Here is a 14,612-nt window from a genome sequence, read left to right as displayed (position 1 = left end):
TTTTAATATCTCATTACTTCAACGGTTTCCTGTCACAATTTCCTTCAAGTACCTGCATTTGCTGAATGGCAATGTGGTTGAGCTTTACTATTCGTTCGTCTTGCGGCATGACGGCATTGATGAGAACGTCATTAATCATATGTTTTGCGCTCGACTTTTCTTCCTGACTTCGGGAATGCGTCACCCAAATCACCCAACTAAAATTTGCAAATGACTGAAAATCAATATACAAATGCCAAGGTATCAGAAAAAAGCTGGCAATTCCCAAAGTCAGGAAAGAAAAGGAGTGCATAACGAGATAGGTCGCTATGCACTCCTTTTCTTTTTACTCTCCTCCCCCTTGGGGAGGTCGGGAGGGGGTTATTGTCTATTTACTCCCCTCTCTACTTGGAGAGGGGTTGGGGGAGAGGCTTTGCCTTCCTCGCAAACTCAAACAGCGCGGTTGGCAGATGGCAGTAGCCATCGGGGTTCTTGTCCAGATAGTCCTGATGATACTCCTCGGCAGTGTAGAAGTTCTTCAGAGGCACCTTCTCCACGGCGATAGGCTCAGAGAGCAGCACCTGCTGTTCGGCAAACACCTTCTCGATGACGGGCAGCTGGTCTTCCGAGGTGTAGTACACCCCCGTGCGATAGCGAGTACCCTCGTCGTGTCCCTGTTTGTTGAGGCTCGTGGGGTCGATAGCCTTGAAGAACATGTTCAGCAGGAACTCCAGTCCCACCACCTGTTCGTCATAGACCACATGCACCGTTTCGGCATAGCCCGTCTGGTCCGTATATACCTCCTTATAGGTAGGGTTCTCTGTCTGTCCGTTGGCAAAGCCCACCTCCGTATTCGTCACACCTTCTATCTGTTTGAAGTAATGCTCGGTGCCCCAGAAGCAGCCACCGGCTAAATAAATCTCTTTCATCTGTTTCGCTTTTATGATGATTAACTTGTAATTTCGGTGCAAAAGTAATAAAAATGCCTTGCAACGAGAAATAAAACCAGCAATTATTTGTATATTTGTGCCCTGAAATCATCAATCATCATCGTCAGGTGGAAGAACATATAAAGATACCCCATCCCTTGGTAGCCATCATTCCCGTGGCTGTTCTCATCGCGTTTCTATCGGTAGTCATCACCCTGTTTGGCAGCGACTCGCTCAGTGGGGGCAGTCAGGTGGCCCTGTTGATGGGCATGGCCGTCTGTGTGTGCATCTCCATGGGCATCTATCGTGTGCCCTGGCATCGCTTCGAGCAGCAGATCAAGCAGACCCTGGGCGAGGTGTCTATCACGTTACTCATCCTGCTGTGCGTCGGCATGCTGTCGGGCTCGTGGATGATCAGCGGCATCGTTCCCACGCTCATCTACTACGGTGTGCAGGTCATGTCGCCCCAGTTCTTCCTCGTCTCCACCTGTGTCATCTGTGCCTTGGTGTCGCTCCTGTCGGGCAGTTCGTGGACCACCATTGCCACCATCGGTGTGGCACTGCTTGGCATTGGCCATGCCCTGGGCGTCTCCGAGCCGTGGACGGCGGGTGCCATCATCTCTGGCGCCTACTTTGGCGACAAGATGTCGCCCCTCAGCGACACCACCATCCTGGCCTCTTCCAGCACCGGCACCGACCTCTTTACGCACATCCGCTACATGATGCTCACCACCGTGCCCACCTTTCTCATCACCATCGTCATCTTCTTGGTGGCTGGTCTCGGCTTTGGCGAGGGTGCCCAGTTGGAGGTAGGCGCCTACACCGAAGGCCTTGAACGCACGTTCTCCATCTCGCTGTGGACGCTGCTGGTGCCCTTGTTCACCGGTGTGCTCATCGCCCGCCGTGTGCCGTCGCTCATCGTGCTCTTCCTGTCGTCGGTGATGGCTGGCGTGGTGGCACTCCTGCTCCAGCCCCACATCCTCACTGAGATAGGCGGCGGACTGGTGCGTGGTCTGGCCATCACCTACTATGGCGCCACAGCTGTCGATACGGGCAATGCCTCGCTCAATGAGCTCGTCTCTACCGGTGGCATGGCCGGCATGCTCAACACCATCTGGCTCATCCTCTGTGCCATGTGTTTTGGTGCAGCGATGGTGGCCAGCGGCATGATTGCCAGTCTCACGCGCGTCATTGTGCGCTGGGTGCGCAGCAGGGCCGCGCTGGTCGGCTCTACCGTTGGAACGGGCATCTTTCTCAACATCACCACTGGCGACCAGTTCATCTCTATCGTGCTCAATGCCGACATCTTCAAGCAGGCCTACCGCGAGCAGGGCTACGAGTCGTGTCTGCTGAGTCGCTCTTGCGAAGACTCGGCCACCGTCACCTCCGTTCTGATACCCTGGAACACCTGCGGCATGACGCAGTCCACCGTCCTCGGTGTGCCCACGCTCACCTATCTGCCCTATTGTTTCTTCAATCTGATAAGTCCGCTGATGAGCATTCTCATCGCTGTCATCGGTTGGAAAATCAGAAAAAAGCAGGTGGTGTAAAATGATGTAATCGATTTTTTGGAGCCAACGCGGGCTTTTACTACTTTTGCAATCGAAAGTCCGGACAACTTATCATCGTTTAACCATTTAAAAAAACAATTTATTATGAAAAAATTAATGATTGTAGCGCTGATGACCCTGTGCGGTGTCACAACGCTGTTGGCACAGAAAACCGTCGTTTCGCAGAAGGCGCAACAAGAGGATCCCTTTACCGTGGTAGAGCAGATGCCAGAGTTCCCTGGCGGCATGGAGGGCATGATGACCTTTATGAGAGACAACATGAAGTATCCCAAGGATGCCGAGAAGCAGAAGGTAGAGGGTCGCGTGCTGGTGAAGTTCATCATCGAGAAAGATGGTAGTCTGAGCAACGTCACCGTGTTCCGCTCGGTGTTCCCCTCGCTCGACGAGGAGGCTGTTCGTGTGGTCAAAGCCATGCCAAAGTGGAAGGCTGGTCGCCAGAAAGGCGAACCCGTGCGCGTCAAGTTCACCATACCTATCATGTTTAAGTTGAAATGAGGGTAGTTAGTTTATTCTTTTTTATCATTACAATAGCCGTTGCGGCCTGCTCTCCGGAGCAGAGCCGCAACCCGCGGTTGTTGCAGGCCGAAGCCGTCTGCCTGCAACAGCCCGACTCGGCCATCCGCCTGCTCAACGGGCTCGACATCGACAGCTTCGGCACTGAGCCCGACAAGGCACTCTATGCCTTGGTGTTCACCGAGGCCATCCATCGCATCGGACTGACGTTCTCGTCCGACTCGGTCATCGCCCTCAGTCAGCACTACTACGAGCAGCAGGGCGACCAGAAGCGCAGCGCCCGAGCCTGTCTGCAGCATGCCATCGTGCTCTATGGTCAGCAGCGCTATGGCGAGGCCTTCCGACTGCTGAAGCAGGTCGAGGAGCTGGCTGACCGACTGGAAGACCCGTCGCTCAACTACGAGCTCTTTGCCGTCTTGGGCGACATCAACGACAATGCCAACAACCACCCCCTGACCCTCGACTACTACCACCGCTCGCTGCAGGCTGCCCGGCAGTCGGGCAACAAGTCGTGGATGGCCCGACAGCTGAACAACATCGCCACCACCTACGATGCCATGAACCAGCCCGACTCGCTGCAGGCCTACATAGAGCGCTGCCGGCCACTGCTCGACAGCGTCGATGGACCCATCCGCGCCACCATGCTTACCAACATGGGCAGCTACTATCTGCACCAGAACAACCTCACGCGGGCTAAAGAGTGCCTCTATGCCTCAAGTCAGATCACCTATCTCGACAAGACCATCAAGTTGCTGGGCGATGTTGCCGCGCGTGAGGGCCACTCTGTGCAGGCCAGCGACTACTGGTCGCAGGTTCTCCAATCGCCCGACTATGCCATCAGCATGGATGCCTATGCCAAACTGATAGACTACTACAACACGCTGGCAGAGCAGGATCCTGCCGCCCATCGCATGGCCTCGCACCTCAGTCAGCGGCTGAACCGGCTCTACCGCGACCGCTATGAACACAACGAGGCTGCTGCCATCCTCGACATGCAGAAGCAATACGACGAGCAGCAACGCGAGCGCCATCAGTATCGCACCGTCATCTGGTTGCTTTCGGCCCTCGTCGTCGTGGTCCTGGCATTGGCACTCATGGCGTGGTACTACCTGCTGACGCACCGCGAACTGGTGCAGATGCAGCGGCAGAAGAAGCGCCAACTGCGCGACAACTCGCGCCAGCTGAAGGAGGTCACGGCGCGCCTGCATAAGTCGGCCATGCTGGGACAGCCGGCTGCCGACGAGGACATCAGCACCCTGCAGCAAGTCTGCTTCTCGTTGAACCCCGACCTGCTCTCGCTGCTGAAGCCGCTTGGCGTGCGCGAACAGGCGCTTTGCCTGCTGATATACCATCATTTCCAGCCTTCCGAGATGGCGTGTCTGCTCATGGCGTCGCCACAGTCCATCACCAACATGCGTGTCAAGTTGCTGAAGCGCCTCTTTGGCGAAACTGGTGGCGCCAAGGAGTTCGACCGACAGCTGCTGAGATACTGACTGTTACTTCGGCCGAATGGCCAGCCGATAGTCTCCCTTTTGGAGGCCAAGAGTGGCAGTTCTAAGGTATAGAACGGTCGGTTCTAAAGTCTAAAACCAAAACACTTGTTTCTGTTCCAGCCCCTGGAACGCCTGTTTTCAGCCCCTGAACAGACCGCGTCCAGGGGCTATACAGACCGCGTCCAGCCCATAGAATTGACCTTTCCAGGGGCTAGATGCGGAGTAAAACCTTAACTATTGCAATGCCAAACCAAAAGTATTGCGTCGTCAAACCGCCACTTTTCATGCGTCAAACCGCCACTTTTTCTAAGGCTCTGTGGCTTTTTAAAGAATTCCTTGTTGGGAGAACAAAAACCGTAAGAAACCCGCTGATATTGTTGTCGATGAGCTGCAAGCTCATCTGTTCGTTGTTTGTACTCCATCAAAGGCAAGCAAGCTTCCCTTTTCTGTAGCACAACCATCAAACAGCCTGTCGGCTACAACAACATCATCGAAAAAAACAAGAAAACCGCCTACGGCCATGTAAATATATACTGTGGAGTAAGGCTTCAGAAGCCAAATATGAAAGAGCAGAATGTCTCCCTCCCTTGGGAGGGTCGGGGTGGAATTTCCCTTTCGGAGGAGGGTCGGAGTGGGGTCTTCATGCACATTATGCCCCAAAATGATACGATTTATCAGAATAAATAGTACCTTTGCAGTACATGGAAATTCAAAAGCAAGTACAAAGGCCCAGCATGCATATGACATTATAAATACAAAAACTAATAAGGTAATTAAAACAGGAATTAGTGGTGGACAGATAAAAAATGGGAAGTCAGTTCGAGCTGAAACTCAAGTTAAGAAATGGAATAAGGAATCAGGTGATGGCACTTATAAATCAGAAATAACCCATCATGAGCCTGCTGGTGAAGGGTCACGAACCCGTATTCTGGATTACGAAAAAGAACGTGCTAATAAGTATAGGGATCAATTAGATCCAGAGAAACATAAAAGACCATAGCAATAATGAATTACAGATATATAATATTATGGGCAGGAAATTCTGGATTTGGTTCAGGATTTGGTGATGAATTTGATAATAAATTCAACTATAACACGTGGTTTGTTTCGAATTATCTTTCTTTACGTATTAGAAAGTTGCATCTTCCAACAGATGGCCCATATAATATGCTTTTTTGTAATATTACAAAAGATGAGAGTCTTGTGAAGGAGAAGTCCGTTTCATCGTTATCAGTAAATATTCATGTCAGTAATGAGGAAATCGAAAAGTATTTAAATATGTCAACAGAAGTGGAACGTTTTGAATATTATCTTTCTTTATTAGAAAGAGGTTACAAACTAGCCTCTATTAGCCATGATATACCTATTGAATCCTTCCTTAATCTTCATCAAGAATTAAGAAATAATAATTATAAAAATGAGCGGTTATTCAAAAAAAAGACTTTGAAAGGATATGGCGTAAAAGTCGTATTAGAACATGTACTCACGTCGTACGACTATAGGTTAAGGATGTCTTTGTTTGATGGAAAGAATCATTTTATTAACGAAGGCTATATTTATCAAACTTATCCTGACGATGTCTTCTTTAATAAGAACGTCCGGCATTTGGTCATTGAAGACGGAAAACTGATTATTACCGACTTTCTTGATCATCCTCAGTTTGTCTGTGAGTTGAGTGATTTAAGTAAAGGAATAATTAATTCTGTCTGCGTTGATGCTAATACTCGGAAATATATGCCCAATGATGAAAATAGAGAAAAGTTTGAAAGACTAAAATGGTAAAGGTAAATCACAGTTACTATGTTTTCTATTTGAACCTGTGAATAATATCGACGTGCGGCTATTGTGGTTGTAGTGTCGTGTCTGGAGTCTCTTGGCACATTGGCTCTTTTCTGTAAAAAAATATAGAGAAAAGTATCATGGTTTAGGAAAATGATGTATCTTTGCAGTCAGACAAATTATTATTAATCTTAACCAGAAACAAGATGCGAAACCCTGCCCAATGACTATTTTCGACTTTTTTACGCCTTACCATTATAGACTAGAATCGCATGAATAAACGACTTTTCCTTCTGTTGTTGCATCTGTTGATGGTGTCAGTGTTGACAGCACAGACATCGTCTGAGAACTATGTCCATATTCGGAAGTACCTTTCTTCGGACAGCAGTCAGTGGTATCTGACGTTGGACTGTGGTGAGGTGTCTTTGTCGGGCAGCACGAGTGCTTCGTCCTACTATTTCGACCTGAAGGACTATCAAGGAAATGTGCGCATGGCTGTGAGGTCGGATACTTCCTCACCATTCGTGACAGATTACTATCCTTATGGTGGTGTGATACGCAAAGGCAAGACAGGCACTCACCACCGCCTGTTTATAGGCAAGGAGTTTGATATGATGCACGGGCTGAACTGGTATGACTATGGCGCCCGTTGGTACGACCCTCTTCTCGGTCGTTTCACAACGATGGATCCCCTCTGCGAGAAGTACTATCACATCAGTCCGTATGCGTATTGTGCGAATAATCCGGTTATATACATCGATCCAGATGGGAAGAAAGTTTACCTCTATGCTACGACATTACCTACAAGTAATAAACTTATGAAACTTGGAGGACTCCCGACACACACGTTCATTACAGTTGAAAATTCTTCTGGGAAAATAGTTAGGTATGCTGCTTATGGACCAGAGAAAAGCAATCCTTTTTTAAGTTTTAATCGTTTATCGGAATGTCACTATCAACAAGATATAGATATTTATAAAGGTAAAGACAAGGTTAATTGCAAGGCAAAGATCGAAGTTCCTATTCCAGAAGGTATGACAAGTGAAGAATTCGATAATTCTGTGGTTAATACCATTAATTCCTATGGTAATGAGAATGGAATTAGGTATGATATATTGCCAACAAATGATATTCAAGGAAATTGTAATTCGAGTAGCTCAACGATTCTTTTAAAATCTGGTGTTTCAGAAGAGATTATAGAAGAAATACGAGAAAAAATCCCAGGTGTAAAAACTGGTTTTGATTCAAAGGCAAAACCATGGACATCAGATGAACAGAAAAAAGCAATAAAAGATTATTATGAAGAAATGTGTAAAAAGACGTCAATGTAGAAATCTTCTAATATCATATGTAGTTGATTGTCTGCTTGCAGCAGTTTTTGTTTTAGGTACGAGTCTCAATAATTTTGACTCTGATGGATTAGTGTTTGGCCTATATCTTTTTGCCTTTTGTCAGGTGTTCATATGGGGACCTTTAAGTATATGCATGGTTCTAATTATTTATAAGATGAAGATATTGTCGAGTATAATAGATAATCTATGGTTATGTTTGACGTATACGATTATTCCATCACTATTGATGATTGCAGATTCTTTGTGTGATAATACATGGATTGGTCTTTTCAATGTTGACTCTGTATTTGGGCTAGTTCTTGTATATTTATCGTATTATATTGCTGTCGTTTTTATTGCAGTTATACATAAAGTGTCATTAAGAACAAAAGGTACTTGATACCCGTAATTCCATATCAATAAAACCATTATAACAGTAATGACGATGAAATATAAAGAGAGTTTTTTGTTTGTATATACTATTATATGTCTTACCTCTTGCTCAGCTATATGCGAGAAGGAAACGAAGGACAATGATACTATATTTGTATCGTACTATCCTTACGTTTACGAAACGAATGTAAAGACAACATGTAAATCTATGGCAAAAATTGCGGAAAACCTTGGCGTGTATGAAACGTTGGAGTGTTCTGCCGAGGAATTTGATAGCATTAGCTCGTTTTTATGTTCCATTACAAGACAGATGCCTAAGAATCAGACTTGTGAAGCTCGTATGTATGTAGAGTGGAAGGATGAAGGATTATGTATCGGTGATTTGAATTGTCTTTGTGACATGGAAGATTACAATTTGGAAAACTTGCCAGAGGTTTTGTATTTATTGCGATGCAGGTCTGGTTATTACAATTGTCTTGATAGTATGGAATTAGCTTCTGATGCATTAATAAAAATCTATGGAATACCTTCAGATTATAAATATTCTTTTGATAATAAATCTTTTGGAAACGAAATAGGCTTAGATATGAATCGGTTAAAGATGAGAAAAGTAGCCTTGGTGAGACTTAATGAAAAATAGTACATCTAACACTCCTGTTGAGAAAGAACTTGAAATTATAATTTATCCTATGAGAACAAAATGAATAAAAGATATTTTACTTTTTTTTTATTGATGAACGTAATTATACTTCATATCTACAGTGTAAATACTTTTAAAATAGATAGTATAGTGGTTAAACATGCTCCTTGGCATTTAGAAACTCCAGCGAACGTGACATGTAGAGATTTTGAAAATGAAATTTCTTATGAGGAATACCATATTTCTGATAGTGCTGTAATTTCAGACATCGTTAAAGAATTCTATAGTCTAAAAGAGTCCCATGCGAAGACGTTAGATGTGAGATGCAAATTATACTTGTATTCGCAAGGATTTGTCTTAATGTCTGCTTGCATGGATCCTTATCATATTTTATATGATGGGGTTTTATATAATTTGCCTCCGTCATTGAAAAACAAGATTGATCGAATGCATAAAAATAGTACGCCAAAGATATCTATGAAGAAAGATTTATCTAGCGAAAGAGGTTTTCCTTTTCCAAATGGGCGTGATAGCTTATTCTCTTATTTATCATCGGAATTAAACGGAATAACCAGGATGATAGAGAAAACGGTTTCGTTGACAGTAAACTGCCAAATAGATAGTCATGGTAATACAATAAAGGTCGTCGTAAGAAACAATGACCATAATAATTGTGATAATGTAAAGAAGTTAGTGACGAAATTAAAAGAAATCTTAGTGAATGATATTAAGTGGATTCCCGACAAAGAAAGATTCCCATTTGAAGTTGTAAATATTCCTTTAAAGTTTCTAGCGGATGATTAGCCAGAATCGCGGTGACAGAGAAAAAGAATGTAGCACGGAATAATGATAGGCGGTTTTACCAGGCTCTAAATGCTGTAATGTCAGTCAAAAACTATTTTTTAAGAGGGTCAAAACGAAATGTGGAAAAGGTTGGATGAGGTCAGGGACTTACGACAAGTCGCTCTATCCTCAATTTGTTGAATTCTTGCGCACCGTCAGCAATACCTATGGTAAAGCAGTTGTATTAAAGCAAATAAACTAAGGTGGGGCAGGCACTTGTTCCTTGGTACAGCATCTACTCTTTTTTGATGCGCGGAGTCTGAATGGCGAACATTCACTTCTCTACCACCAGGATACTGTCGGCAATGATGCGCGCCTGCAGCCAGTCGTGCAGCATCTGGCGCTCGCTGACAGACAGGCGATGGCTGGCGGGTGTGGTGACCAGCGCCATGACGAAGTGCGCCTGACGGGCGCTGTCGGCTACCGACTCAGCCATGGGCGCCAAGCCGATGGCGGACACCTGTGGGAACAGCACTTTCAGTTCGGGGCGCAGTGCCGCCGACATGCTCTCATAGCGCGTGTAACCCTCTAACCGGTTGGTCAGCGTGGTGTTCTTGGCCGATAGCTCCAGCAGTTGCTGACGGTCGGCCTCACGCGTGGTGTTGATACTTGACAGCCGGTTGTTCAGCGTCAGGATGCTGTCGGTCTGTACGCCCTGAATGATGCGCAGCTGATAGCCCTTCATGCCGTAGAGCTCCATGTGGCGCTCAGCACTGGCCTGCATGACATCTGTAATCTCGCGACCCACCGCCACGATGCGCAGTTGCATGCTGTCTTTCTCAACATCAGACGAGATGATCTGTGTGCCTGGCTGCGTCAGCTCGGTCTTGACAAACTTACGCACGTTGTTCTCGAAGATGCTGCGACGCACGATGAACACGGTGACTACCGTGGCAGGCAGCATCGTCACCACGACGATGCCCATGATGAGGCGCCGCGCCTTGATGGCCAGGTCGGCCGAGGCAAACTCGTGGCGCTGGAAGTGCATCAGGCGTACGCCGCAATAGGTGGCCAGCGCAATGAACACGGTGTTGATGAAGAACAGGTAGAAGGCGCCCAGGAAATAGAGGAAGTGGCCTGTGGCCAGTCCGTAGCCCGCCGTACACAATGGCGGCATCAGTGCCGTGGCGATGGCAACGCCCGGGATGACGTTGCCCTTGCCGCGCGTGCAGAGCGCGATGATGCCAGCCGCACCGCCGCAGAAGGCGATGAGCACATCGTAGAGCGTGGGTGAGGTGCGTGCCAACAGCTCAGACTGGGCATCGCCCAGCGGTGTGATGATGAAATAGATGGTGGCGGTGAGCACGCTGATGCCCGTTGCCACGCTGAAGTTCTTGGCAGCCCGCTTGAGCAATTCCAGATCGTTGATGCCCACGGCCAGTCCCATGCCGATGATAGGTCCCATGAGTGGCGATATGAGCATGGCGCCGATGATGACAGCCGTGGAGTTGACGTTGAGTCCCAGTGAAGCTATGAAGATGGCAAAGATGAGCACCCACAGGTTGGCGCCGCGAAACGACACGCCGCTGCTGATCTGATCGATGATACCTTGTTCGTCGTCTTTGTCGGGCATCAGGTTGAAGTAAACCTTGGCCTTGCTAATCATGTAGTTGATATCCATGGTGATAGAAGTTTTTAGTTTAGTTGCAAAGATACAACTTTTTCCTGTTTATATAGTATTTATTCAGAAATTATTCGTACTTTTGCGCACGAAAAAAAAGGTGCCGCACAGGAAGTGCAGCATTTCTTTGTAACCCATAAACAAAAACAATCAAGGGATAACAATGGCTTATATAGGCGAATTGATTTCTATTGGTGTAGCATTCTCGTGGACGGCTACAGCACTACTGAGTGAGTTTGGTTCGAAACGACTGGGCAACCTGACACTGAACGTGATGCGCATGGCATTGGCGCTGCTGTTTTCGTTAGTGCTGTTCTATGCCACGACGGGCAGTATCGTGCCTGCGGGTGCCAGTGCCGAGGCTGCCGGCTGGATGCTGTTGTCTGGTCTGGTGGGCTATGTGATAGGCGACTTCTGTCTGTTTCAGTGCTACATCATCATCGGTTCGCGCTTTGGTCAGCTGTTTATGACGCTGGCGCCCGTGTCGGCAGCCCTGATGGCGTGGATCACGCTGGGTCAGAAGATGACGATGATGAGCATCGTTGCCATGCTGATTACGCTGGTGGGTATCGGCACTTCGGTGCTGGGTCGCGGCGAGCATCACCGCTTCTCGCTGAAGCTGCCCCTGAACGGCGTGCTCTTTGCCATTGGCGCCGCCATGTGTCAGGGCATCGGACTGGTGTTGAGCAAGATAGGTATGGATCATTATCAGATGGATCCCGGCATGCCCGAGTGGTTGGTGCCTTTCAGTGCCAACTTCTATCGTTGCATTGCGGGCATCATAGGTTTCAGCGTGCTGCTGTTCTTGCGCGGTGAAACCAAGCATTTCCGTGAGTCGGTGCGCGACCGCAAGGGCATTGCCATTGCGATGGCCACCACGCTTTTTGGTCCCTTTATCGGTGTCGGCTTTTCGCTGATGGCGGTGCAATATACCGCTGCCGGCATTGCCTCTACGCTGATGGCCACCACCCCCATCATCATTCTGTTGCCCTCGCGCTGGTTGTTCCACGAGCGCATCACGTGGCGTGCCGTGCTGGGTGCCTTCATCTCGGTGATCGGCGTCAGCCTGTTCTTCTTGGGCTGAGACCTACAGCATGATGGCCGTGAAGATGCGGCCAGAATGAATGCCCAGCCTGCGGGCAGAGAAAAAGGTGTCGCTCTGTTCGAAGGTACAGATAGGCGAAACGGCTATTTGCTGTGGCAGTACGCCGGCAGCTACGAGTTGCAGACGGTTGCACTGCGGCAGGTCGATGTGCCACTTATAAAATGAAGAATGAGGAGTGAAGAATGAAGAATCTTTTTTAGATGAAGAATCTTTTACTGGGTATTTTCTGCTGATGGCGGGCATGTTGAATCCCTCGTGAGCAAAGGCATCATAAACTTCGTCGCCCACCTCAAAGCTGTCTTGATGGATGCCCGGACCTATCTGTGCCACGATATCTTCGGGACGTGTGCCATAGACGGCCGTCATACGTGCCACAGCCTTCTCGGTGATTCGCTTCACCGTGCCACGCCAACCAGCATGAATGGCGCAGACAGCCCGCTGACGAGGGTCGTAGAGCAGCACGGGAATACAGTCGGCCGTGCTCACACCGATGCACACCCCCGCCACGTTGGTCATCAAAGCATCGTAGCCCTCTAAATCAATACTTAGATCATCACCCACCACGGCAATCTCTGTGAGGTGCACCTGATGAGGCATCAGCAGGTGGGCATCGTCGATGTTCAGCAGTTGGCACAGTGCCTCGCGGTTCTGCCTGATGGCCTCCTCGCTGTCGCCGCAGTAGCGATTGATGTTGAACTCGCCATAGCGCCCCTCGCTATAGCCCCCTTGGCGTGTGGTGCTGAAGGCAGTGACACCTTCGCCCATATGATAATTGTGCAGTACAGGTTGCTTCATTCCTTAAGTAAATTGTGATGCAAAGATAACTTTTTTTTACGAAAAACGTTGGCGATACAGAGAAAAACATTATCTTTGCAACATTAACTAAAAACCTAAGTGAATCATGAAACGACAAATGAACATCCGGGAAGAAGCCGCACGCTGTCTGTTCTGTCAGGACGCACCGTGTACGCAGGCTTGCGGTACGGGCGACCCCGCCAGGGCCATCCGTGCCATACGTTTTGACAATGCCGATATTGCCGGCCAATGGGTGGCAGCATGCAGCGAGGCCGACCTGGAGCGCGCCGAACAGGCCTGTATCCACTACGACCGTCCGATACGCATCCGAGAGCTGTTGGCTGCCGTGCCACAGCCGGCAAAAGCAGCACTGCCGTCGCTCGAGATAGACTTCTGCGGTTTCCACTGCGAGAACCCCTTCTTCCTGGCCTCGTCGGCCGTGTGTACCAACTACGAGATGGTTGCGCGCGCCCTGGAAGCAGGGTGGGCGGGCGTGTTCTATAAGACCATCTGTATGCAGGAGATTAGGGAGGTGTCGCCTCGCTTCGATGCCGTGGGCAAACCTTTTGCGGGCTTCCGTAACATGGAGCAGCTCAGCGAGAACCCCGTGGACATGGACTTCGACATCCTGCACCGCCTGAAGCAGCAATTCCCCACGAAGATGATTGTGGCCTCGATTATGGGACAGACCGAAGAGGAATGGATAGAACTGGCACACATGGCCGAGGAGGCTGGCGTAGATGCCGTGGAACTGAACTTCTCGTGTCCGCAGATGCGACTGGCGGGCATGGGCAGCGACGTGGGGCAGAATACCGAGCTGGTGACTTTCTATACGGCTTATGTGAAGCGAACAGTGAAGATTCCCGTCATCCCGAAGATGACACCCAACATCACTAATATCAACGAGCCCGCCATGGGCGCCTACTTTGCCGGGGCTAATGCTATCTCGGCCATCAACACCATCAAGAGCATCACGCTCAGTCGGGAGGTGAAGGTCAGCGATAAGTATGCCATCTCGGGCTATTCAGGACGGGCCGTGAAGCCCATTGCCCTGCGATTTATTGCCGACATGGCTTCGAACCCCATCATCAAGGGTGTGGAGTATAGTGGCATTGGTGGCATCGAGACCTGGCGCGACGCGTTGGAATATATACAGCTGGGATGCACCAACGTGCAGGTATGTACAGCAGTGATGGAATATGGCTACCGCATCATCGACGACCTGGTGCTGGGCATGCAGCACGAGATGGTGCGCCGCGGCGTGACACGACTGGCCGACTGTGTGGGCGAGTTGCTGGGCAGTGTGGTGAAGCCTTCCGACATGGACCGCGACACGGTGGTGTTTCCCAAGATAGACCGCGAGCGCTGCATCGGTTGCGGTCGCTGTCAGCTGTCGTGCAGCGATGGCGGCCATCAGGCAATCACGTTCGACAGGTCCACGCGCCAGCCGCATATCGTAGGTACAAAGTGCGTGGGCTGTCACCTCTGCCGACTGGTGTGTCCTACAGGTGCCATCGGACTCTCAAAGCGCATCCCAAAGAAAGACTGATAGGCACTTTTCCTGGCGCAAAGTGTAGCTTTTCTGTGAACAAAGCATTCTTTTTCTGATAAAAAAGCGTA

The 14,612-nt window shown here is 48.9% G+C and carries 13 protein-coding genes and 1 pseudogene; 10 read left to right on the top strand and 4 right to left on the bottom strand.

The features are described 5' to 3' along the window. Positions 1-13 precede the first annotated feature (13 nt). The gene (locus L6472_RS13400; RefSeq protein ID WP_370640858.1) at positions 14-139 is read right to left on the bottom strand and encodes a hypothetical protein; all 126 of its coding nucleotides are present in this window, start codon (positions 137-139) and stop codon (positions 14-16) included. A gap of 244 nt (positions 140-383) precedes the next feature. Continuing rightward, positions 384-911 (bottom strand): annotated as a pseudogene (gene msrA, locus L6472_RS13395) (peptide-methionine (S)-S-oxide reductase MsrA); the annotation flags it as partial. 125 nt (positions 912-1,036) lie between these two features. On the opposite strand from msrA, the gene L6472_RS13390 reads away from it, so the two are divergent. From L6472_RS13390 to L6472_RS13355, 8 genes are all read left to right on the top strand, one after another. Then, a complete protein-coding gene (locus L6472_RS13390) occupies positions 1,037-2,458 on the top strand; it encodes a Na+/H+ antiporter NhaC family protein (protein ID WP_237805943.1) in 1,422 nt (473 codons plus the stop codon). 105 nt (positions 2,459-2,563) lie between these two features. Next, entirely contained in the window at positions 2,564-2,974 is a 411-nt protein-coding gene (locus L6472_RS13385; protein ID WP_237805941.1) for an energy transducer TonB, read from the top strand. After that, positions 2,971-4,485, top strand: coding sequence for a hypothetical protein (locus L6472_RS13380; protein WP_237805939.1), 1,515 nt, complete (start codon positions 2,971-2,973; stop codon positions 4,483-4,485). The genes L6472_RS13385 and L6472_RS13380 overlap by 4 nt, the downstream gene beginning before the upstream one ends. A 661-nt stretch (positions 4,486-5,146) precedes the next feature. Next, a complete protein-coding gene (locus tag L6472_RS13375) occupies positions 5,147-5,485 on the top strand; it encodes a hypothetical protein (protein WP_237805937.1) in 339 nt (112 codons plus the stop codon). Positions 5,486-5,490: 5 nt separating this feature from the next. Continuing rightward, positions 5,491-6,267, top strand: coding sequence for a hypothetical protein (locus L6472_RS13370; RefSeq protein ID WP_237805935.1), 777 nt, complete (start codon positions 5,491-5,493; stop codon positions 6,265-6,267). A gap of 269 nt (positions 6,268-6,536) precedes the next feature. Beyond that, positions 6,537-7,595: an RHS repeat-associated core domain-containing protein gene (locus L6472_RS13365; RefSeq protein ID WP_237805933.1), complete on the top strand. Its 1,059-nt coding sequence runs from the start codon at positions 6,537-6,539 to the stop codon at positions 7,593-7,595. A 601-nt stretch (positions 7,596-8,196) separates the two neighbouring features. Beyond that, complete coding sequence (locus L6472_RS13360) at positions 8,197-8,628, top strand: hypothetical protein (RefSeq protein WP_155808722.1); 432 nt, start codon at positions 8,197-8,199, stop codon at positions 8,626-8,628. A 60-nt stretch (positions 8,629-8,688) separates the two neighbouring features. Further along, positions 8,689-9,432, top strand: a complete 744-nt coding sequence (locus L6472_RS13355; protein ID WP_237805931.1) for a hypothetical protein — start codon at positions 8,689-8,691, stop codon at positions 9,430-9,432. A gap of 313 nt (positions 9,433-9,745) precedes the next feature. Here the strand turns inward: L6472_RS13355 and L6472_RS13350 are convergent, their stop codons facing one another. Next, positions 9,746-11,092 carry a DUF389 domain-containing protein gene (locus L6472_RS13350; RefSeq protein ID WP_237805929.1) on the bottom strand — a complete coding sequence of 449 codons (1,347 nt, stop codon included), beginning with the start codon at positions 11,090-11,092 and terminating at the stop codon, positions 9,746-9,748. 163 nt (positions 11,093-11,255) lie between these two features. Here L6472_RS13350 and L6472_RS13345 point away from each other — a divergent pair, with 163 nt between their 5' ends. Beyond that, positions 11,256-12,176, top strand: a complete 921-nt coding sequence (locus L6472_RS13345) for a DMT family transporter (protein WP_237805928.1) — start codon at positions 11,256-11,258, stop codon at positions 12,174-12,176. A 3-nt stretch (positions 12,177-12,179) separates the two neighbouring features. On the opposite strand, the gene pgeF is transcribed toward L6472_RS13345, so the two are convergent. Further along, a complete protein-coding gene (gene pgeF / locus L6472_RS13340) occupies positions 12,180-12,992 on the bottom strand; it encodes a peptidoglycan editing factor PgeF (protein WP_237805926.1) in 813 nt (270 codons plus the stop codon). 106 nt (positions 12,993-13,098) lie between these two features. Here pgeF and preA point away from each other — a divergent pair, with 106 nt between their 5' ends. Continuing rightward, entirely contained in the window at positions 13,099-14,541 is a 1,443-nt protein-coding gene (gene preA, locus L6472_RS13335; protein WP_237805924.1) for an NAD-dependent dihydropyrimidine dehydrogenase subunit PreA, read from the top strand. Positions 14,542-14,612 lie beyond the last annotated feature (71 nt).

It is taken from the genome of Prevotella sp. E13-17 (assembly GCF_022024035.1).
Classification (GTDB): Bacteria; Bacteroidota; Bacteroidia; order Bacteroidales; family Bacteroidaceae; genus Prevotella.
Note: the sequence above shows the minus strand (reverse complement) of the source record. Positions and strands in the feature narration are given on the sequence as shown.

What these genes read in the sequence shown, in the direction of transcription:
- L6472_RS13400 (WP_370640858.1), bottom strand. Translation starts at nt 139, where the DNA reads ATGATTAATGACGTTCTCATCAATGCCGTCATGCCGCAAGACGAACGA.
- L6472_RS13385 (WP_237805941.1), top strand. Translation starts at nt 2,564, where the DNA reads ATGAAAAAATTAATGATTGTAGCGCTGATGACCCTGTGCGGTGTCACA.
- L6472_RS13380 (WP_237805939.1), top strand. Translation starts at nt 2,971, where the DNA reads ATGAGGGTAGTTAGTTTATTCTTTTTTATCATTACAATAGCCGTTGCG.
- L6472_RS13375 (WP_237805937.1), top strand. Translation starts at nt 5,147, where the DNA reads ATGATACGATTTATCAGAATAAATAGTACCTTTGCAGTACATGGAAAT.
- L6472_RS13370 (WP_237805935.1), top strand. Translation starts at nt 5,491, where the DNA reads ATGAATTACAGATATATAATATTATGGGCAGGAAATTCTGGATTTGGT.
- L6472_RS13365 (WP_237805933.1), top strand. Translation starts at nt 6,537, where the DNA reads ATGAATAAACGACTTTTCCTTCTGTTGTTGCATCTGTTGATGGTGTCA.
- L6472_RS13360 (WP_155808722.1), top strand. Translation starts at nt 8,197, where the DNA reads ATGGCAAAAATTGCGGAAAACCTTGGCGTGTATGAAACGTTGGAGTGT.
- L6472_RS13355 (WP_237805931.1), top strand. Translation starts at nt 8,689, where the DNA reads ATGAATAAAAGATATTTTACTTTTTTTTTATTGATGAACGTAATTATA.
- L6472_RS13350 (WP_237805929.1), bottom strand. Translation starts at nt 11,092, where the DNA reads ATGGATATCAACTACATGATTAGCAAGGCCAAGGTTTACTTCAACCTG.
- L6472_RS13345 (WP_237805928.1), top strand. Translation starts at nt 11,256, where the DNA reads ATGGCTTATATAGGCGAATTGATTTCTATTGGTGTAGCATTCTCGTGG.
- pgeF (WP_237805926.1), bottom strand. Translation starts at nt 12,992, where the DNA reads ATGAAGCAACCTGTACTGCACAATTATCATATGGGCGAAGGTGTCACT.
- preA (WP_237805924.1), top strand. Translation starts at nt 13,099, where the DNA reads ATGAAACGACAAATGAACATCCGGGAAGAAGCCGCACGCTGTCTGTTC.